This is a genomic window from Mucilaginibacter sp. SMC90, from assembly GCF_022811725.1.
In the GTDB taxonomy this organism is placed as follows: Bacteria; Bacteroidota; Bacteroidia; order Sphingobacteriales; family Sphingobacteriaceae; genus Mucilaginibacter.
The window spans coordinates 742,488-763,447 of record NZ_CP094527.1 but is presented as its reverse complement, the minus strand read 5'-3'; the positions used below and the strand labels follow the sequence as shown (position 1 = coordinate 763,447).

18 protein-coding genes and 1 tRNA gene are annotated in these 20,960 nt (G+C 40.9%); 11 read left to right on the top strand and 8 right to left on the bottom strand.

Annotated elements, in window-relative coordinates; all coding sequences use genetic code 11:
• Positions 1-209 precede the first annotated feature (209 nt).
• The 4 genes from MTO98_RS03375 to MTO98_RS03360 form a co-directional block, all read right to left on the bottom strand.
• The gene (locus MTO98_RS03375) at positions 210-1,085 is read right to left on the bottom strand and encodes a flagellar motor protein MotB (protein ID WP_243485222.1); all 876 of its coding nucleotides are present in this window, start codon (positions 1,083-1,085) and stop codon (positions 210-212) included.
• Positions 1,086-1,336: 251 nt separating this feature from the next.
• Positions 1,337-1,837 (bottom strand): hypothetical protein, encoded by a 501-nt coding sequence (locus tag MTO98_RS03370; protein ID WP_243485221.1) that lies wholly within the window; start codon positions 1,835-1,837, stop codon positions 1,337-1,339.
• Positions 1,838-1,964: 127 nt separating this feature from the next.
• Positions 1,965-3,716, bottom strand: a complete 1,752-nt coding sequence (locus tag MTO98_RS03365) for a S41 family peptidase (RefSeq protein ID WP_371825401.1) — start codon at positions 3,714-3,716, stop codon at positions 1,965-1,967.
• 64 nt (positions 3,717-3,780) lie between these two features.
• A complete protein-coding gene (locus MTO98_RS03360) occupies positions 3,781-3,996 on the bottom strand; it encodes a hypothetical protein (protein WP_243485220.1) in 216 nt (71 codons plus the stop codon).
• Positions 3,997-4,189: 193 nt separating this feature from the next.
• Between MTO98_RS03360 and MTO98_RS03355 the strand changes: the two genes are divergently transcribed.
• Positions 4,190-4,762 (top strand): porin family protein, encoded by a 573-nt coding sequence (locus MTO98_RS03355; protein WP_243485219.1) that lies wholly within the window; start codon positions 4,190-4,192, stop codon positions 4,760-4,762.
• Positions 4,763-4,843: 81 nt separating this feature from the next.
• On the opposite strand, the gene MTO98_RS03350 is transcribed toward MTO98_RS03355, so the two are convergent.
• From MTO98_RS03350 to MTO98_RS03335, 4 genes are all read right to left on the bottom strand, one after another.
• A complete protein-coding gene (locus tag MTO98_RS03350; RefSeq protein WP_243485218.1) occupies positions 4,844-7,888 on the bottom strand; it encodes an FG-GAP-like repeat-containing protein in 3,045 nt (1,014 codons plus the stop codon).
• A 221-nt stretch (positions 7,889-8,109) separates the two neighbouring features.
• Positions 8,110-11,532: a ThuA domain-containing protein gene (locus tag MTO98_RS03345; protein ID WP_243485217.1), complete on the bottom strand. Its 3,423-nt coding sequence runs from the start codon at positions 11,530-11,532 to the stop codon at positions 8,110-8,112.
• A 204-nt stretch (positions 11,533-11,736) separates the two neighbouring features.
• Positions 11,737-12,132, bottom strand: coding sequence for a DUF1801 domain-containing protein (locus MTO98_RS03340; RefSeq protein ID WP_243485216.1), 396 nt, complete (start codon positions 12,130-12,132; stop codon positions 11,737-11,739).
• Between the two features lie 325 nt (positions 12,133-12,457).
• A tRNA-Asp gene (locus tag MTO98_RS03335) sits at positions 12,458-12,568 on the bottom strand.
• 152 nt (positions 12,569-12,720) lie between these two features.
• On the opposite strand from MTO98_RS03335, the gene MTO98_RS03330 reads away from it, so the two are divergent.
• The 10 genes from MTO98_RS03330 to MTO98_RS03285 all read left to right on the top strand — a co-directional run bounded on the left by MTO98_RS03330 (position 12,721) and on the right by MTO98_RS03285 (position 20,959).
• Entirely contained in the window at positions 12,721-13,197 is a 477-nt protein-coding gene (locus MTO98_RS03330) for an Lrp/AsnC ligand binding domain-containing protein (RefSeq protein WP_090532141.1), read from the top strand.
• A 482-nt stretch (positions 13,198-13,679) separates the two neighbouring features.
• Positions 13,680-14,618, top strand: a complete 939-nt coding sequence (locus tag MTO98_RS03325) for an FAD:protein FMN transferase (RefSeq protein ID WP_243485215.1) — start codon at positions 13,680-13,682, stop codon at positions 14,616-14,618.
• 186 nt (positions 14,619-14,804) lie between these two features.
• On the top strand, positions 14,805-15,143 hold the full coding sequence (locus MTO98_RS03320) for a hypothetical protein (protein WP_243485214.1): 339 nt from the start codon (positions 14,805-14,807) through the stop codon (positions 15,141-15,143).
• Positions 15,133-16,041, top strand: a complete 909-nt coding sequence (locus tag MTO98_RS03315; protein WP_243485213.1) for a hypothetical protein — start codon at positions 15,133-15,135, stop codon at positions 16,039-16,041. Before MTO98_RS03320 ends, MTO98_RS03315 begins: the two co-directional genes overlap by 11 nt.
• A gap of 9 nt (positions 16,042-16,050) precedes the next feature.
• Entirely contained in the window at positions 16,051-16,734 is a 684-nt protein-coding gene (locus MTO98_RS03310) for a response regulator transcription factor (protein ID WP_243485212.1), read from the top strand.
• 4 nt (positions 16,735-16,738) lie between these two features.
• Positions 16,739-18,073: a cell wall metabolism sensor histidine kinase WalK gene (locus MTO98_RS03305; RefSeq protein WP_243485211.1), complete on the top strand. Its 1,335-nt coding sequence runs from the start codon at positions 16,739-16,741 to the stop codon at positions 18,071-18,073.
• A gap of 256 nt (positions 18,074-18,329) precedes the next feature.
• A complete protein-coding gene (locus MTO98_RS03300) occupies positions 18,330-19,007 on the top strand; it encodes an OmpA family protein (protein WP_243485210.1) in 678 nt (225 codons plus the stop codon).
• A 170-nt stretch (positions 19,008-19,177) separates the two neighbouring features.
• On the top strand, positions 19,178-19,567 hold the full coding sequence (locus MTO98_RS03295; RefSeq protein WP_243485209.1) for a hypothetical protein: 390 nt from the start codon (positions 19,178-19,180) through the stop codon (positions 19,565-19,567).
• Positions 19,568-19,635: 68 nt separating this feature from the next.
• Positions 19,636-20,136, top strand: coding sequence for a heavy-metal-associated domain-containing protein (locus MTO98_RS03290; RefSeq protein ID WP_243485208.1), 501 nt, complete (start codon positions 19,636-19,638; stop codon positions 20,134-20,136).
• A gap of 22 nt (positions 20,137-20,158) precedes the next feature.
• Entirely contained in the window at positions 20,159-20,959 is an 801-nt protein-coding gene (locus tag MTO98_RS03285) for a hypothetical protein (RefSeq protein WP_243485207.1), read from the top strand.
• Position 20,960: the final 1 nt, after the last annotated feature.

Here is a 20,960-nt window from a genome sequence, read left to right as displayed (position 1 = left end):
GTATTAATTAAATGAGCAATGTTTTCAATTAAAATAGCGGCATTTTATGGCTAATAATTAAAAATCAAGGATGCAAAAAAAGGAGTTTAGCGCCTTAAGCCAGAAAAGCAGCTCCTGCTATTATTGTATGCAAAAACATACAATAATAGCAGCAAAAAAAAAGCCACCCCAATATTGGAGTGGCTTTAGAATAACAAAATTAAACTAAATTACTGTTTAGGCGCAGTTGGTTGATCTGCCGGTGCTTTACCAATCAAATCCATAAACTGGTCAAGTTTTGGTGTTATGATGATCTGTGTACGCCTGTTCTGAGCTTTACCCGTTGGAGTTGAATTATCCGCAATTGGATTGTACTCGCCACGGCCACCAGCAGTTAAACGCTTAGGATCAACCTGGTAAGTGGTTTGCAGTGCCTGCACCACTGATGATGCACGCAAAGCACTTAAATCCCAGTTGTTACGAATATTTTTCTGCGAAATAGGCACGTTATCGGTGTTACCTTCAATCAATACATCGTAATTGCTGTAGTCCATGATGATCTTAGCAATTTTGCTTAAGGTAGCGCCTGCTTTATCAGATATTTCGTAGCTGCCTGATTTGTACAGCATGTTATCAGACAAAGAGATATAAACTACACCTTTCAACACCTTTACATCAACATCCTGGGTTTCCTGAGGAGTTAATGAGCGTGTAAGGTTGTTGGTTAACACCATATTAAGTGAATCGCTTTTGTTTTTAGCGTTAACCAATTGCTGAATATAACGGTTTGATGCATTGATCTCATCAACCAGTTTTGAAATGTTAACATTACCCTGACTGCTTGAATTCAAACATTTGTTCAAAGCATCCTGCAAAGCTGTTACGTTTGACTTTTGCAGGGCAATTTGTTCTTCAAGGCTTTTGTTGCGGCTATTAGCTACTGCAAGGGCCTGTTCGCTGGTTTGATATTTGATGCTTAGGTCTTTAGTACTATTTTGCAGCTGGGTATAATTGGCATCCAGCTCCTTGTACTTTTTGCTGCTTACACAGCTTTGGCCTAATACTGCGGTTACAAGCAGCGCCAAAATGGATATTCGGTATTTCATAGTGTAAATTGATTTAAATTATTTAACAATAAATCGGTTAACTAAATAACGAATATAATGTTTGTTTACAGCTAAACATATACTGATAAACAATAAAGTTAACCTGAGTGTGACATAAGTCGGCAACTTTTGTGCCGAAGCCTGGTAATGTCATCCACAGCCAAAATTGGAGGGATTTTCCATAAAAAAGGACCGTCCTTTTTGGGGGACAGTCCTTCATAAAAACAATCAAAATTATAACAATACAAACCTTAATTGCGGTGGCCATGGTCATCATGACCATCATGTCCACGGTTGTCATGGTTTGCCCTATGCTTTACATCTCCCCTGCGTACAGTTCTATGTTCAACATAATGATTACGATATTTTTCGTCATGGCTATCGCGAATTACAACCTGGTCATGGCGGCCGCGGTATGAGGCATATTTACGTTTGTAAACATCGTTACGAACCCATGGGTTACGGTCATTAACCACTACCTTATAGCTTTTATACACATCATAGTTACCAAAACGTGGTGGCAAAGCTGCTCCATGAACCCAGGTATTGTTATCAAAATAAACATACTGATGGGCGTTGATATCATAATAAGAATCAATATCGGGCAGGTAGTAGTAGTCTACATGGTCATAACCTACAGGGCCCCAGGCGGGCTGGCTGCCAATGTTAATGCTTAAGCTTATTTGGGCGCTGGCTATTTTTACAGTTAAACTGCTTACTAAAATGGCAGCTGTTAAAATTATCTTTTTCATGTTGTGTTATTGTTTTGTTTGTAGGTATGACAATAACGCAACATAAAAGTTTAACCAATTATGTGTTGTAACGGGTAACTAATTGGTTACAATGTTTCAATGGAGAGGGGACTGATTGATAACCAATCTATTCGTCGTCGCTGTCCTTATCTGCTGCTTTTTTAGCAGCCATAGCAAGCACCGGTTTACCGATAACTTTATAACTGCCTTCGCCTTTGAGTATAGAGGCCAGCTGAGCTTTGTCCTGCATGGTTTTTACGGCCTGTGCAAGTTCCTTATCATATTTAAAGTTGGTTTCGTACCGGCCTTTTTCATAGTAATAGCGTGAAGCTATTTCGTTTTCAAGCACCTGTTTTACTTCGTCTTTATGTTGAATAAGGTCATTCTTTTTGCTGGCCATTAACTTGGTTTTCAAACCTTCATACTCAGCCTGAATATCGTTGAATTGTTTATCCCTGGTAGCTTCGGTTTTTAAACGGGTAAGCAATTTTTCGGATGTGGTGGTGTAGCTATAGTTTTTATCTGCCAGATACTTCACAAAATCGTTGTAATCACCATCAGATAATTTAAACGTACGTGCATCTGATATTTTATTGTGCTTATCGCGGTAAACGGTTGCATAATCAAATATCAATAGCTTGCCAACCAACGCCTGTGTAACGTTTGCAAACTTTTCCTGTTTAATGAAGATATCAGGATAAATGCCGCTGCCATCATAAACAGAGCGGCCATTCTTTGTTTTAAACTCATGGATAAGTGAATCGGCCACTTTCACCACGCTGCCGTCATCTTTGCGGTGCGTATAATCCAACTCCTGGATACAACGGCCCGATGGTACATAGTATTTGGCTATGGTAATTTTTACCAGGCTATTGTATGGCAAATTAAACGTTTGCTGCACCAGGCCCTTACCATAGCTGCGCTGCCCTATAATTACCGCCCTATCAAGGTCCTGCAATGAACCGGCAACAATTTCGCTTGCCGATGCTGAATGGCTGTTAACCAATACAACAAGGGGCAATTCGGGTTCAAGTGGTGTACTGATAGTGCTGTAAGTAAAGTTCTTTTCCTTTATTTTTCCTTTTTGCGATACGATCTCTACATCTTTCTGCACAAAAAGGTTCACTATTTTTACCGCTTCCTGCAATATGCCGCCGCCATTTGAGCGAAGATCGAGGATGATACCGCTGGGATTTTTCTTTTTTAGTTCTGTAAGGGCATTGGTAACTTCAGCTGCTGAGTTTTCAAGAAACTTATCCAGTTTAATATAGCCCATATTGCCATCAACCATACCAAAATATGATACGTTGGGCTGCTTGATCTCATCACGGACCAGGTTCTTTTCAAAAGGCTGAGGTATGTTATCGCGTTTGATGAACAGTTTTATCGGGGCTCCTTTTGAGCCTTTGAGCAGCTGGCTTACCTGGTCGTTATTTTTACCGTTCAGGTCAACATCATTTATTTTCAAAAGCTGATCGCCGGGATGTACATCAGCTTTTTGAGCAGGAAAACCCGAGAAAACCTCCGATACAAATATCTTATTGTTACGTACAAAAATACTGGCACCGATACCGCCATATTGGGTACTTACGTAATGCAGCTTATAATCTTCAATTTCCGATTCGGGAACAAACTCGGTATAAGGATCAAGGCCATCAAGCATAGCATCAACACCGGTTTTAACCAATTTGGCCGAATTTATATCATCGACATAATTAATATTAACCTCCTTATAAACCGAAGCGAAAACATCAAGGTTCTTCGAGATCTGAAACAGGTCGTCATTAAAACCTACTACGCCCGCGGCCAGCAATGCAATACCTGCAAATAGACCTGCTCTTTTGTATCCTTTTTTGAACACTAACCCCTGTTTCATCATTTATCCTCGAAAAAAAATAAAAATACAAAAAAGCTTTCCAGTTTGTATAACCGTAGTGTCTATTTTACAGTCGGTTGGTATCAATATTAACCAGGGCCTTTTTTAAGGTGAAAACCACATACTTACGGTCACGGTTTACCAGGTCCATCAGTTTGATAATCAGGTTTTCTTCTTGTCCTTCACTGTATTTCAACTGCTCATCTGTAAGATGATTGTATTTACGTTGAATTTTAATTTTTACGCGTTCCCAGTCCTTGTTTGTAATACTGATTTCAGCCATGTTTAATTTATTTTCAGCAAAAATATAAAAAATACCAAGTTGCTGCTGTTTAAATATTTGGCTCGCGTATTGATAATGCCTAATACGGCCTTAATACAGGCCGGGTTATAAACCAAACTAAATTAATAGCGTAGAGCTGTATACAATTTTAAGGATGATGTGCGTTACGGCTTTACATTTAACATTGAAAATCATGAAAAAGTATCTATTAAGTGCGGCATTACTGATAGCAGTAAGCCTCAGTGCCAGGGCACAGTTTTCTTTAGGGGTAAAAGGTGGCGTCAATTTTTCAAAAATTCATTTTGACGATGTCAGCGACAAAAACCTGACCGGTTACCAGGCAGGTTTGTTTGCCCGTATCGGTAACAGCGTTTATTTACAACCCGAGCTTTACCTGAGCGGTACCGGTGGTAAATTTGAGTCAAACGACAATAACACCGCTTTTAGTGGTAAAGTAAGATTCACTAATTTGAACGTACCATTACTGATAGGTAAATCATTTGGCGAAAAAGACCTTAATTTCCGCATTATGGCAGGGCCTATTTACACCTACGCGCTTGATCAAAGTGTAAGTTTGGGTAGCAATATCAACAACGCCGCCAGCGATTTTAACAAAAGCAACCTTGGCTTCCAAGCCGGTGCAGGTGTCGATATCGGCTCTATCACCGCCGACTTACGCTATGAAGGCGGTTTAACCAAAGTGAGCGATAGCTTTGCTAAACGCCAAAACCTTTGGGCATTGAGCGTAGGCTTTAAGATTTTTTAAGCTTGAAGTTTGTAAGGATATGTTAAACAGGGCTGTATTTTGTAATACAGCCCTGTTTGTATTATTGTGTGATGTATTACTCTACCTGATAATAGTAACATAACCGCTGAAAGGCATTTTTTTATTATCCAGTTTAACAACATAGTAGTATGTTGACGCTGGCAATAATTTACCTTTATAGGTTCCGTCCCACGGATTTCCATACCCTTTTGTATCAAATACCATCTGCCCATACCGGGTGAAAATTTTCACAGAACAGCCGGGGTAGCTTGATAAAGCGGGAATACTCCAAAAGTCATTTACCCCATCGCCATTGGGTGTAAAGGTATTTGGTATATTAACATTTAAAAGTTGTACCGTTATTTTAATCGGGTTACTAATTACAGGCACGCTACAGGCGTTGGTAGTAGTAGCTATGCATGTTACTTCATCGTTATTTTTCAGTTGATTAGTGCTGAATGTAGCATTGTTACCATTTACGGCGTTTATACCGTTTATTTGCCATTGATAGCTGCTTACTACTCCCGCATTTGAGGGAACGGCCATAAAATCAACTATTGAGCCTTCATAAATATTACTTTCCGAAGCGCTTATTGAAATTGTTAGTACCGGGCCTGAATTAGATATTATATCTGCTGAAATGATATTTGATGTAGCGCTTGCATTAACTAAGCAAAGGGAGTTATTGTAGCTGATGTCACAAGATATTTTATCGTTGTTGTTTAGGGTATTACTGCTAAAAGTAGCTTGATTGCCACCTGCTGTTATCCCATTAATTTTCCACTGATAGGTTGGATTGCCCCCATCAATAGTTGGTATTGCAATAAAGTTAACGGAGGTTCCGCTACACACGGGGCCTGTGGCCGAAGATGTTATTGTAACCGAAGGGGTTTGATAAGGGAAAAAATGGATATTACTTATATTGTTAGAATTTACAGGTAGAGAACACGCTCCGTTTTCTGTAATAGTACAACTGAAAACATCGGTTGCTGCGGCTGATGTTATTGTTAGGGTTGGGCTATTAGTTCCGGTATTTATGCCGTTTATCTTCCATTGGTAGTTTATTACCCCTCCAGAGGTATTGGCCGGTGTAGCGGTAAAGTTTATAGATGAGCCCTCGCAAGCCGGGGCATTATCAACGGTTATAGTTACCGTTGGATTAACCGGTGATACGACCGTCAGTTGCTGAGATACCGGGGTGGCGGAATTGTGTTGCTCGTCCCCCGTTTGATTGGCTGTAATAATTGTCGTTCCAGGGCCTATAATGTGGATTAAGCCTTGGGCATTTATGGTGGCGACAGCCGGGTTGCTACTGGTATAAGTTACAGGTATTGTAGCGTTGCTTTTGCTAACGTTAGCATTGAAGTCGGCGGTACAGGTTGTTTTGGTTGTAAAAGGAGGTAAATAGAGTATCAGGTTCTCTTTAATGGTATATGTTTCCTGTACAGGGGTTGCCGGATCATAATTATCGTTGCCACTTTGCGATGCTGTTATTACTGTTACACCAGGTGCAATTACATGGATCAATCCATTTACATCTACATAAGCAACCGCAGGATTGCTGCTGGTATAAGTGATAGGGGTTGCGGGATCTGTATTTGTACTGGTTGCTCCAGGATGCAGAATATTGTTGTTATCGATAATCATTGCATCCGGGGGTGGGAAAGTAATTATTGATGGCAATTTTTGGATGTTTGCCAGCAATATCGACACCGTGCTGCCAGCGTTGTTCCCCACAATAAGATCAGGCCTGCCATTTCCGTCTATATCACCCATATTGGCGCTTCGGGGATAATCACCTGTCGGGAAATTTAATTTACTATTAAACATAATATTACCCGATGAGCTGCTGTTTATCAGTACCGATATCGTATTATCAACCTGGTTGGTTACGGCAAGGTCTGGCTTGCCATCTCCATTAATATCGCCGGCACAAATACTAAAAGGATTTTGGCCTGTTGAAAAATCCTGCCTGCTGACAAAAGAAACTGAACCCACCGAACTATTGTTTTTCCATACCGAAACACTTCCGGGCAAATTATTATCAGCAACTGCAATATCCGGCTTTAAATCTCCATCAAAATCCAAAACTACAATACTTTCGGCCCCGCCGCCGCTTGATGGTACATTATAATCTATTTTTGCATCAAAATTGATGGTGCTGCCGGCCGATGTATTTTTAAATACCGAAACAAAGCCGTCCTGGCTTGCCACTATGATATCTGCTTTGCCATCTAAATCTACATCGGTTGCACTTATACCTCTTGAATTGGTTAATGAAGGAAAATCCCTTTCTGCTAAAAAAGATATCTGCCCATTTTGCGTGGTTGAATTTGTGTATACCGAAATGTATGAGGGATAACTATATTCATTTGTAACCGCCAGATCAGGTTTGCCATCTCCGTTGAAATCGGCAATAGCGATGGCATATGGGCTTTGACCGGTATTAAATGTAATGGCGTTATCGAAATTAATCTGGTTATTAGCAGACGTATTTTTGAATATAGAAATAGTGTTGTTACTAAAATTTGCAACTACAACATCTGGTTTACCATCCCCATCCAAATCGTCGACCGTTAAACCATTTGAATAATTATTCACTGCTTTTTGAGTAGCCAAAGCAAAGGATGGAGCCCCCGGCTCGCTGTTGTTTTTAAAAAATGAAACGTTATCATTACCACTGTTAACAACTACAATATCAGGCTTGCCATCGCCATCCAAATCCTTTATGGCAACACCATACGGATAATTTCCGGATTGAATATCAATCTTTCCGTTCAATGAGGCAGTGGTAAAAGGAATACTGTTGAAGGTTGTTATAAAAGGTTGACTGGCGTAACAGGTAAGCCCGTTGCTGGTAACAGTAATAGGCTGACAAGTTGCACCTTTTGGAACGCTGACGGTTATACGTGTATTACTTGCCGATATGATATTGGCCTTTACTGCCCCAAAATAAACAGTATTGCCTGAAGCACTCGCATTAAAACGGGAACCATCAATATTAACTAATGTGCCAACGGGACCACTTGAAGGAGTGAACGCGTTTACAACCGGCGCCTGAGCAGCGGCATTTACAGCGATAAATAAAAAAACTGATAAAATGGCACCGATACGTTGTAATATCATAAGAAGTGCAAGGTTCAAGTTGAAAAATTTGCGCTAAGATATAATATTAAAGTGATCGGAAACTATCTTAACAATGCGAACTCATTACCCATAAAATAACAAGACCGAATCATCTATTTATGATCCGGTCTTGTTACTTTGTTATATATAAAACTGCTTGTCAATTAATTGGGCAACGGCACTACGAACTTGTAATGCCTACCCAAACTTACAGATTACATCTATTTTGCACTAAACACAACCGATGTTACCCCGGCTGTCATAGCTGCCTTGCTTGCGGGTTTATACACAAAGAATAATTTGTGCATTTTTCCGTCAGTAACCGGTGTAAGTACTATGTGCACCGCGCCGCCTTTGGCATCCTTGGCCGGCACCGGCATACTGCCTTTGCCTGCAAGGGCACCCGTTTCTGAATCAATCCTCAACTCAAAATTAAGTGGTGCAGTTGGCGGTGCCTGCCAGAAGTTGGTTAGGTTGATAGAGCGTACACCTGAAAGATCGATGTTGTCCAGCTCAAACCAGCCTTCAGCTCCAGGATAGATCATCAGGTTAATGCCGTTATATTTAAAGGCAGTAAACCCATTGAATTTTTCGGTGCCTTTAAACAGATAAGTACTGCTGTTTAATGATACAATGCTGCTTCCTGTTAATTTTTTGATGTCGTTACCCCCCTCATCAGTGTATTTGGCCGATAAAACCAACGCTGCCGATTGCTGTTTCTCTGGCGGAGCAGGCATGATCGTGCCCGATGCAGCCAATGACGGCTTTTGATCGCTATTGTCAAGCGAAAGCACCCAGTTGATGATCTGGTCAAGATCACCCTTTTTAATATTTGGATGGGCAGACATAGCAGTTTCACCCCAAACACCGGCACCGCCTTTTATTACTTTTTGGGTAAGCTTGGCCATGGCATTAGGGTCTTTTTTGTATTTGGCCGCTACCTGTACAAATGACGGGCCTATTGACTTGCCATCTTCCTTATGGCAGCTTTTGCAGTCCATGGTTAACATAAGGGTTTTGCCACGGTTTTCGGGCTCACCTTGTTCATGCTGTGCTGCCGATTGTGCTTTGTCAAACCCTTCGATGTAATCAAGGCCAACATAGATACGTTTCGGATCGACATTCTTGGTATCCGGTCCGTCGGTTACGTTAACCGCGTATTTGAATGGTACGCCCGGCAGATAGAATGATTTATTACCGCCGCTGATATTGATACTAACCGTAGGCTGTTCATTACCTGCATATACACTAACCGGAGCGCTTTTGCTTGATGCGCCTTTGTCGTCTTTTGTTTCAACGGTAATTTTGAAATCGCCTGCTGTTGTATAAGTGTAGCTAAGTGATGGTGTAGTTGTTTCCTTAGTTACCCCATTGCCCAGGTTCCAGGTATAAGAGATATTGTCTTTTTCCGGGTCGGTAGCTGCAACAGCAAGTTTAACTGTGAATGGTAAAACGCCAGAGGTTTTTTCGGCCTTGAACGATGATATTTCCGGCGGACGGTTTCCGGCGATATAATCAATACGGAACAATCCGGCATCGGGGTTATGCGAAAACCAGCCACTACCATATTCCAAACCATAAAGCCTGCCATCAGGGCCAACCTCCATATCAATCATGGAGTTTACTTTCAATTTAGGGAAGAATGGCTCCATTTTATCAAAGTCGCCTTCAGGGGTGAGTGAGATAGCTTTTATCCAGCCGCGCATCCAGTCATATTCCAGAAACTTGCCGTTATAATAATCCGGGAGGCGGGTTTCTTCCGGAAACATATCAGTATAGTAAACCGGGCCAGCCATAGCGTTACGGCCACCTGCACCAACCTGCGGAAAATCAGCCGACGGGCCATACGGATACCAGATAAATGCTGGTTGTGCCGGCGGCAAATCGGTTAAACCTGTGTTATTACGCGAATTATTAACCGGATGTTTAGGATCAAACGCCGGACCTGATTTGCCGGTAGCGTAATCATAAAGATGATAAGGTTTATTATCGCCCACAAAATACGGCCAGCCAAAGTTGCCCGCTTTTTTTGCCTGGTTAACCTCGTCGTAACCCATTGGGCCGCGTGTATCTAAACTATCATTGTGTGCGTCTGGCCCAACTTCGCCCCAATACAGGTAACCATTTTTTTGATCTACCGAGATACGGTAAGGGTTCCTATCGCCCATAACATAAATTTCGGGGCGGGTTTTTGGCGTTCCTTTCGGAAACAGGTTGCCTTCAGGGATTTCGTATGTGCCATCATCCTTAAGATTAATGCGCATAATTTTACCGCGAAGATCATTGGTGTTACCAGCCGAACGACGTGCATCAAACTGTAAATGGCCTGGCCTGTCATCTAAAGGAGCATAACCGCTGCTTACATATTTTTGTCCTTTTTCATCAAACGGCGTTGAGTTATCACCAGCCGAGAAAAACAGGGTTTTATCAGGCCCCGGCCCAAAAGCTATCGAACCGCCTGTATGGCAGCAGATATCGCGCTGAGCTTTCACCTCTAAAATAACTTTCTCGGTTTTTTTATCCAGTGTATCATTTTTAAAGGTAAACCTCGAAAGGCGGTTCACCGAGCTATCAGCAGGGCTGTAGTAAATGTAGATCCAGTTATTTTTTGCAAAATCAGGGTCTTTAGCGAGGCCGAGCATACCTTCCTCGGCATTTACGTTGGGCACGTGGGCTTTCCAATACACATCAAAAAAGCCAACCTGTTTAACTTTTTGGGTATCGTGCTTGTACAGCATGATCTCGCCCCGACGCTGGATCACCATAATATCAAAGTTCGGCAATATGGTCATTTCGGTAGGCTCAAAAAATTCGCCAGTAGATAATTGCGTTTTCTTAAAACGATCTTCATCCGGCGGCAATTGGGTTTTTGCCTTGCTGTAATCCAATTCTTTGTTTTCGCCTATAGCATATTTGATACCCGCAAGCAGCATTTTCAGGTAACCGGCTTCTTTATAAGTTTCGTCGGTATGGCCCATAGCAGTATAAAATGCGCGGCCACCGTCAAAATCATGAAACCAGGTAGCAGGATGCAACCCCATGCGCTTGCCGCCTTTATAGGTGCTTTCATCAAGCGTGATCAGCACATGTATATCGCTGGCCAATGGTTTGCGGAAACTGTAAAACTCGTCGGTACGTTTCCAAACTTTTGGCAAATCTTTAGTAGCATCGTTATTGGCATCAACTATATTATAGGTGCCGGGTTGTACATTAGGGTTTTTGTCATGAATGCCCGGGTGGTCATAAAACCAGGCACCAACCAGGCGGCCATACCAGCCCCAGTCATATTCAGTATCGGCTGCAGCGTGAATGCCTACATAGCCACCTCCGGCTTGTATGTACCGTTCAAAAGCTGCTTCCTGCCTGTAATCAAGCACATCGGCGGTGGTACTTAAAAAAATAACCGTTGAATATTTTTTAAGTGTATCCTCATTAAACATGGCCGAATTTTTTGTGGTATCCACATCAAAGCCATTCTCTTCGCCAAGTTTTTTGATAGCGACTATGCCGGCATCAATAGATGCGTGGTGGAAGCCCATGGTTTTTGAAAAGATAAGTACCCGCGGCTTATTCGGGCGTGTTTTGTTACAGGATAAGTAAATGCAGCTAAATGCCACAAAAACTATCAGGACGATTTTCTTCATATCGACTTATTGTGTTTTGGGATTAATTGGTTTTAATATTAATGAATTTAGGGTTTTTGCAGCAAGTTACTCAATCGATTGCAATAAATTGCTGCCTACCAAATTTATAACTAAATATTTACGAAACAATACCCAATGTGTAAAAATGACACATTATTTTTATTTTAAAAATGACGGTTTTTACTTGTATTACAGATCAGAGTGCTATCTCTTCTTTTTCCGGTTTTCAAGCACTTCAGCAATATCAATTCCGGAGCATTCAATAATAAGTGCCGAAAATATACCCGGGGGAAGCTGTTCGGCATTATTAAAGTTGATACAACCTTTTTGAAATTTAGCTGCAGGCAGTAATTCAACATACTTTGCATGCAGCGCCGGGTTCATGTAAATAGGCAAACAATGCAGGGATATATAGCCCTTTGCCATTGCAAGTGCATATTTCATGTAACCCTTTTCTTTGTAAAGGATCATTTGCTTACCCATCATGTTTTCAACCTGGGCTGTAACTGAGTTATCGTTACCAGTTATAACATTATGTATGCCCGTTAAAAATGCTTGCTTATCTGCTGGTTGTTCAAGAATATATTCTGAAGGGGTCATGAGATTAGCTTGTGATACTAAGCTACAATATTTTTTTGCCTGAAGCATGGTAAAAAAACCTATAAAAACAGCAAAGCCCCTGATGGGCAGGGGCCTTTACTAACCAATTATAAACCTAAATTATGAGAAGAGCTGTAGGAGAAGGAGTCGAACCTTCACGGAGTGGTTATTTTTATTGCTAAAAGTTTCCCAATTTCTCCGCCACCGCGACAAGGAGGTGTGTCTGCCAAAAATTTCACCATCCTACAGTGTTGTAAGTCTTAAGTCGTTAGTCTGAAGTTCTAAGTCGTTTGACTCAAGACTTCTGACTTTGTACTTAAACTTGCTGTTGGGGAAGGATTCGAACCTTCACAGAGTGGTTAGCCCTTACGGGTTTTCCATAATCTCCGCCACCGGGACAAGGAGGTGTGTCTGCCAAAAATTTCACCACCCAACATTGTTTTTCGTTTAAAGAACAGGTAAGCATTTCCCTTTTGCTTGATACAAATTTAATAGGACTATCTATTTCTTGCAAATATTTCAACAAAAATATTTTATTTTTAATTGAATTTTAATTAAACTTGTATTTCAATATAGATATTCAAATTTATGTCCCACAGAAAAGCTCAAAATTTAGAAATTGATAATCTTGACATCCAGATTTTATCAATATTAATGAAAAACGCTACCACTCCGTATACCGAGATAGCTAAAGAGTTGATTGTTTCTGGCGGAACCATACACGTGCGGATGAAAAAGTTAGAGGAGATGGGTGTAATAAAAGGGGCCAGCCTTGAGGTAGATCCGCAAAAATTAGGATATGACATCACAGCATTCCTGGGTATTTACCTCGAAAAAGGATCACAGTATAACGAAGCTGTGAAACAGCTAAAAACGATCAAAGAAATTGTTGAACTGCATTATACTACCGGCGAATGGAGTATTTTTGCTAAAATAGTATGTCATGACACTACTCACCTGCGCGAAGTTTTGAATGAACAGATCCAGGGTGTGAGAGGTATTCAACGTACCGAAACCTTCATTTCGCTTGAAGAAAGTATCAGGAGGCAAATAACGCTGGAATAAATTTTTACTCAAATTATTAAAACGCCCATAGCCTGGTTTTTACCGGGCTATGGGCGTTTGTTTTTTATGAAAATGAACTTATGGAGCTATGTCACTGCTGTGAATAATCATCACGTAAATCCTGAAAAAAGCATAATGAGGTATAATATATTAGTGAAGGCGCGCGGGGGCCACCATCTTAAAATATGTTTACATATCATTACAATTTTTTCCGGGACTTCCCTGGTGGTTCCTCAATGACATCAATTTACCATTTTGCTGTTTATACCTCCCTGCATCATCACACTCTTTTATCATCAATGTGTTAAAAAATGTCAAAATCAGTTAATTACATTAATCCAAAGGCCTTTTTCATCTCAATTTCATAAAGCGCCGTTACTTTCGTTGTTGTAAAGGATTAATGTAGCGTAATTGATTTAACCTGCGTAAGGTATATTACAATACATTTTGTGTTCATTTTAGATACTTAAAAGATTATTATTATGCTGGCTATAAAAACTTTAACCGATAATTTAACAGTCTACAAACGTAGCTTACGTTTAATGGGCGATAAATTTGAGATTAGTGTAGTGGGCAATAACCCCTTACTGGCCGATGAGCAAATTGACATTGCCATTGATGAAATTAACAGGGTTGAAAAACTGCTTTCGGCTTTTAGCGATGATAGCAGCATCAACCAGATAAACCGCAATGCAGGCATAGCCCCGGTAAAAGCAGATGGTGAAACCTTCAGGCTCATTAACAGGGCAATTCAAATATCTGAACTTACTTACGGTGCTTTTGATATTACTTACCTGGCAGATAATGCGGTTAATGAAAATACTACCGAAAACACTGCAGTAAAAACTGCTAAACGTACACTGTCACTGGCCAGCTACAAAAACATAGTTCTTGATGCCGTAAAGCAAACTGTTTTTCTGAAAGAAAAAGGAATGCGTATAGGCTTTGGTGCAAATGGCAAGGGTTATGCTGCCGACAGGGCTAAATATGTATTACAAATGAATGGTGTAAGCAGTGGCGTAATCAACTTTGGCGGCGACCTGCTTGCCTGGGGTTTACAACCAGGCCTGCAACCATGGACTGTTGCCGATGCTGATATGACCCAGCAAAATCAACCTTTTGCTGATCTGGAGATCAGTAACCTTGCTTTCGCCACATCGGTTAATGCCGAAAAATATGCAAGCATCAGCAATAAAAAATTCACTAATGTATTTAATCCTAAAAAAGGGTTCCCGGTTAGCGGTATTACAAGCGTAAGCATTCTTAGCCCAACCGCCGAATTTGCCGATGCTTTGGCTACGCCAATACTCTCCATTGGTGTTAATGCAGGTTTGTACATGATCAATCAGCTTAACCAGGTTGCCTGTGTTATTATTGATGATCAAAACCGCGTTTATCCATCAAAAGACATAGTTCTTTAATTTTCAGCAATTAAAGTTAGTTCATAAACCTTTCATCATAATTTGTGATCTGTTATAATTCATTTGCATCGGCATTTTTACAAGTGCCCCTGCAAATGAATTGCTATTATTGTACCTTTCTCATTTTGGTGTAAACATTTAAATCAACCGTTATTTGAGCCTTATTTTTACCTTTTCCTCTCCTAAATGATAAAGTGGTTTGCGTATATTGTCCTGTTATTGATATTTGCTATACGTATATCATCTGCCAGTGCCCTTACAAAAAACATTGATGCACCTGCTTATACCGGTAACAAAATGCCGGTGATATTGTCGTACACTTTATTAAAGACCGATACCGCCAAAACCAAAAAACAGCAAGAGGATGAAAAGAAAAAGATCAAAGAAATAGCCAAAGCAAAGCGGCAGGCTAAGCCGGCTACAGTTGATGACGATGCTGTACCACTTAAGCCTAAACCCAAAAGGCAGCGCAGACCCGAAGGCATGGAGCGCCCACCTGAAATACCGAGAAGAAATGGCAATTAAACAGGCTAAACAATTTAATATATTGATGAAATACCTTTGCTTACTTTTTTTTGTGGCTACAAGCAGTGCCGTATTTGCTGCGGATATTGACTTGCGCCTTTTTGTTGGTAAGCATTCCTTAGTTGCCGATTCTGATACTATTATCCGTAAACGGTCAGTATCGGCCGGGGTTAGTTATGGCAGCGATGTACTTTTTTTCGGCCGCACCGGTCCTGTAAAATACCCTTTCGTTACTGCCGATTTGATTTATAATACCAAATCGGGCATTTTTTTATATGGCTCGGCTTTTAAAGTTTTAGGTTATGCCCCTGTTGATGAGGTTGATGTTGGCGGCGGTTATTTTTATAAATTTTCGAAGGCTTTTTCGGGCTCAGCAAGTTATACCCGTTTCTTTTTTGCACGGGATGCTGCCCAGGTTATCAAGTCGGCTTCATCTAATGATATCAACTTTAAAAATTCGTATGATTGGAAATATCTGAAGACAAGCGCCGTGCTTGATTACCTTTTTGGAAAATCCAATGATATATTTTTAACGGTAAGCAATTCCAAATACTGGGAAAGCAGCTGGAGCATTTTTGACGATCAGGATTTCCTTTCCTTTAACCCATCTTTCAATTTCATCCTGGGTACACAGAATTTTGTTCAGCGCTATTCCCTTGATCATCATTTCAGGGATGAGGCTGCGAATATCTCTATCCAATATGATCCGCGTTATGCCAGCCGTAACCGCCGGTTCAATATGCTTAATTATAGCTTCAAAATTCCGGTGGCATATAACAGGCCGCATTACACGTTTGAATTTTCATATAAATATTCAATCCCTGTTAACGTAGAAGGGGTCTTGCTCAACCGTCGCGAGTCTTTTTATAATTTAACTTTTTATTACGTTTTTTATTAGCCAAAATACATGAATGTTTTAATAATAGAAGACGAAACCGCACTTGCCCACGAACTGGAGATTTTTCTTTCAAACTATAATTACATCTGCGAGGTGTGCTTTGACGGTGCCTCGGCATCCGAAAAAATTGCCACCAACCTTTACGATTTCATATTGATAGACCTTGGCTTGCCCGATTATGATGGCCTCGACCTGCTCAGGGAATCCAAAAAAACCAACTCGGAAGCAGCCTGTATCATATTAACTGCCCGCGCCGAAATCAGTGATCGTATTAAAGGCCTTGATCTTGGTGCCGATGATTACCTGCCCAAACCCTTTTCATTGCTTGAGCTTCAAAGCCGCATGCAGGCTATTATCAGGCGTAAGTTTGGGGTAAAAAATAATATTGTTGAACTGGGCGGCTTCCTGATTGACCTTACCGCACGAACTATATCCTATTACAACAGCGTGGTTAATACCATCACCAAAAAAGAGTTCGACCTTATAGCCTACCTTATATTACATAAAAACCGTACGCTTACCCGCATGCAGCTCAGCGAGCACATCTGGGGCAGTGTTGTGAATAATGATTACGACAGCAATTACATCGACGCACATATTAAAAACATCCGCAAAAAATTAAATGCTTATGCCCCGCCCGATTGGCTGGAAACGGTACGGGGTTTGGGCTATAAAATAAAGATCAACGCCTGAGTATTTGAAATTAGGAACAAAACTTACGCTTTTTAACGCCATCTCCAAGCTGGTTATCGTGATACTTTTTGTGTTGCTGGTTCCTGTATTGATCAAAAACATCAGCAGTAACTATGTTGATAGCAAACTCATTAAGCAAAAAAACAAGCTGCTGCAAATTGTAAAAAGCAAAGGCATTGAAACCTATATCGAAAACGGCGAAGACTATGGCAGTTACCTTCCGCTTAAAGAAGAGTTTATCAGTTTGGCTGAAGTTGATCCTGATTATTTCCTGGATACTATAAAAAGAGGCAAGCGCCTTTTTAGCGAGGGGGATACTTTAGAGTACCGTATATTAAGCCATACATTTAAGGTAAAACACAAAAATTACCTGCTGGAGATAGGGAAAAGCGTGGATACACTGGATGAAACCAGCGTACCTTTGCAAAATATTGCCTTCCAGGTATTACTGGGTATGATCCTGCTTACCGTATTGGCCGACCAGGTATACTCAACCTATGTGCTTAAACCATTAAGGCTTATTATTAAAACTAAACTTGTAGGGCAAAAATTCCCTAATTTTCATACTTACCGGCAGGTACGCACCACCACCTCCGATTTTCAGCACCTGGATATCAGTATTCATAACATGATTGAAACTATTGCCGATAAGTTTCATAAAGAAAGGGAATTCATATCCAACGCCTCGCATGAGCTCATGACACCGATCTCCATCCTCCAGTCAAAAATTGAGAATATGTTTGAGGAGGAAGATATCAACGACGAGCTTAAAGGCCGGTTGCTGGAAATGCAGAAGATCCTGAACCGGTTGAAAAGCATCACTAAAACACTGCTGCTTATTTCGCAGATAGAGAACGAGCAGTTTTTAAAAGAAGATAAGGTTTCTGTATCCGAACTATTACAGGAAGTTTATGACGAGATTTCGATCAGGCTGCAGGATAAAAACATAGATTATCAAATGACCATGCCTGATAACTGGCATTTTGTCAACATCAATAAATTTTTACTTTTTAACCTGTTCTTTAATCTTATTAATAATGCTATTAAATACAACAATGAAGGTGGCAGTATTAATGTAACCGGTGTTACGGTAAATAATAAATTTATGATCAGTATAACCGATACCGGCATAGGCATTGCCGAAGACGCTATACCGCTGATCTTTAATCGCTTCAAAAAATTCAGACAATCATTACAGCAGGATAGCTTTGGACTGGGACTGCCTATTGTAAAATCAATTGCAGCTTTTCATGATATTGAAATTGATGTAATTTCCGAAAAAGGCAAAGGAAGCACTTTCAAACTTATCTTCCCGGCTACATTGATTGTTGTGTCCTAAAACAGCAAAAAACATGTCATGTTGTACTGTATCGAAAATTTTACGGCTATTTTGTACTAAAAACCGGGCAGTATCGAAAACGTATCCAATCCAGCATTCTTTACTTCGTTGAAATTAACTTTACTTATCATTAAAAAAATATTGCTGTGATTGATAGGCAATGTTCTTTTAAAGAATGTGGTTATTAAAACTGCCATCACCTCATTTTGGCATCTGCTTTGTAAATTGTACGGTATAACATAACTATACAAGTACGATGAGAACGCTTAAATTAAAAGTAGCCACCCTTGGCATAGCATTAGCTACTGCAGGCCTGTTAGGCTCAGGATGTAATTCACTTACAAAAACACAAAAAGGTGCTGCTATTGGTGCAGGTGCAGGAGGAACAGTAGGTGCATTTATTGGTAAAGCCGCCGGTAATACTGCTTTAGGCGCTATCATAGGTGGTGCCGTGGGTGGCACTGCGGGTGCTTTTATTGGTCGTAATATGGACAGGCAGGCTGCTGAAATAAAACAAACAGTACCGGGTGCCACAGTAACCCGCGAAGGCGAAGGTATTTTAGTTAAGTTTGATTCAGGTATCCTATTTGATACCAATAAATCAGATTTGAAGCCTGCTGCACAAACCAACTTGCAGAACCTGGCTGCTTCACTGCAAAAAAATCCGGAAACTAATATTACCATCATTGGCCATACCGATAATACCGGTTCTGATAGCTATAACCAAACCCTTTCGGTACAAAGGGCTGATGCTGTAAAATCATACCTGGCTGCAGGCAATGTATCATCATCACGTATGACTGTAACCGGCAAAGGCGAAAGCGAGCCAATTGCAGATAATACCACTGCAGATGGCCGTGCGCAAAACCGCAGGGTTGAGATTACCATTGTAGCCAACGAAAAAATGAAAGAGCAGGCTAAACAAGCTCAATAATTAAATAAGATAATAAGATCAGTTAATAGTTTAATGAGGAAGTCCCCGGCGCAAGGCCGGGGCTTTTTTGTATATGCTAAAATCACTAATTGCACATTTGTTAAGTCATGACTTATTCAAACTGATAAAAACATTTTGTAATCAACAAGTTAATCACCTACTTTTGTAATATGGTAAAAAGGTCAGGAGCAATATTACTCACTATGCTGTATACAGTTACAGTGTTGGGCTTTGCTCTTAATTTCCATATCTGCGGTAACTATGTAGCATCTGTAAAAATTGATGCGCCTGCTGTTAATTGTAAAATGGACAAGCAGGGCGGCAAAATGAAATGCTGCAAGGACAAACAGGTTGAAGTAAAGGTTAAAGACGCTCACCAGGGCGAAGCAACCTCATTTTTGGCGAAGATGTTTGGCTTTGAACTGCCGAGCTGGTCGTTTGATAGTCTTTTTCCTGCTTTGCCATCCTCCTCGTCCGACAGGTTTTATGACCGCGGCCCACCCGATCCGCCTGTTCAGGGCATTGCCACCTTTATCCGCAACTGTATCTTCCGCATTTGATCTGTTAATTGTTAACCCGGTAAACCTTATCATCAGTTTATTATCTAACAATTAATTACACGATCAACATGAAATCTTTAAAAATATTCATCATCATATTTTCGCTTTCTGTAACCGCAGCTAAAGCACAATTTACTAAAGCCGAATTGCAGGTTAGCGGCCTTACATGCGCCCTTTGCGCCAAATCAACTGAAAAAGCGCTGCGTGCGCTGCCTTTTGTCGGCGAAATTAAAACCGATCTTATCCGCAATACCTATCTCATTACCTTTAAAAACGATGTGCCGGTAAATTTTGAGCAGATCAGTAAAAAGGTTCAGGGTTCGGGCTTTTCAGTTAACAGTTTAAAGGCCACTTTTAACTTTGCCAATACCAAGGTTGCCGAAAACACCTTCAATTACGGAGGCGATACCTACCGCCTGCTTAACGCTGCCGATAAATCGTTTACCGGCGACGTTAATTTTATTGTAGTTGATAACGGTTTTGCCCCTAAATCGGTATCTAAAAAATATCTCGGCCAGGTTACCGACACCGCCCCTGCAAGTGGCCGGGTTTATCATTTAGCTATATAGTTCTTCATTTAACATCATTTTTATGAAGAAGATATTATTGGCTGTTTGCCTTATGGCAATGGCTTGCCCCGTATTGGCGCAGGAGCTGTATGTAAATACAGAGCCTGCCAGTAATATGGCGACGGGCTCATTGGGCATCCGTGTTGAAAACCAGGGTTACTTTACACCAACATATAAAAACCGCAGCACCATTGAAGCTATGTACGGCCTTAACCGCCATATTATGGTGCATGGATCTGTGTATATGTCTGATTATTATAGCTCCAATCAGCATTTTGAAGGAGGCAGCGTGTACGCCAAATACCGGTTTTTATCTATCGATACCGTTCAGCGGCATTTCAGGGGAGCTTTTTTTGCCAAACTATCAAGCATTAACAATCCTATAGCCAACCGCGAAATAACGTTAGAAGGTGATAACAGCGGCGCGCAGGGCGGGGTGGTTTTCACACAACTATTGCACAAACTGGCGCTATCGGGCTCTGCAAGTTATTTGCGCGCCTTTAACAATAGCGGAGATTATGAAGTACCAACAGAAAGGGTTCGTAATGCGGCAGCCTATACCCTATCGGGCGGGTATTTACTGCTACCAAGAAACTACCGCGATTATAAACAGGTAAATCTTAACCTGTATTGCGAGCTGCTGGGCAAAGCCAACCCTGGTCATGGCGAAAGCTACCTGGATGTGGCACCTGCCCTGCAGCTGATCTTTAACAGCACCTGCCGGCTTGATTTCTCGTATCGTACGCCTATCTATAATGATATGCAGCGAAATACCAAGAACATGTACCTCATCAGGCTGGAGTACAATTTTTTTAATCTATAAC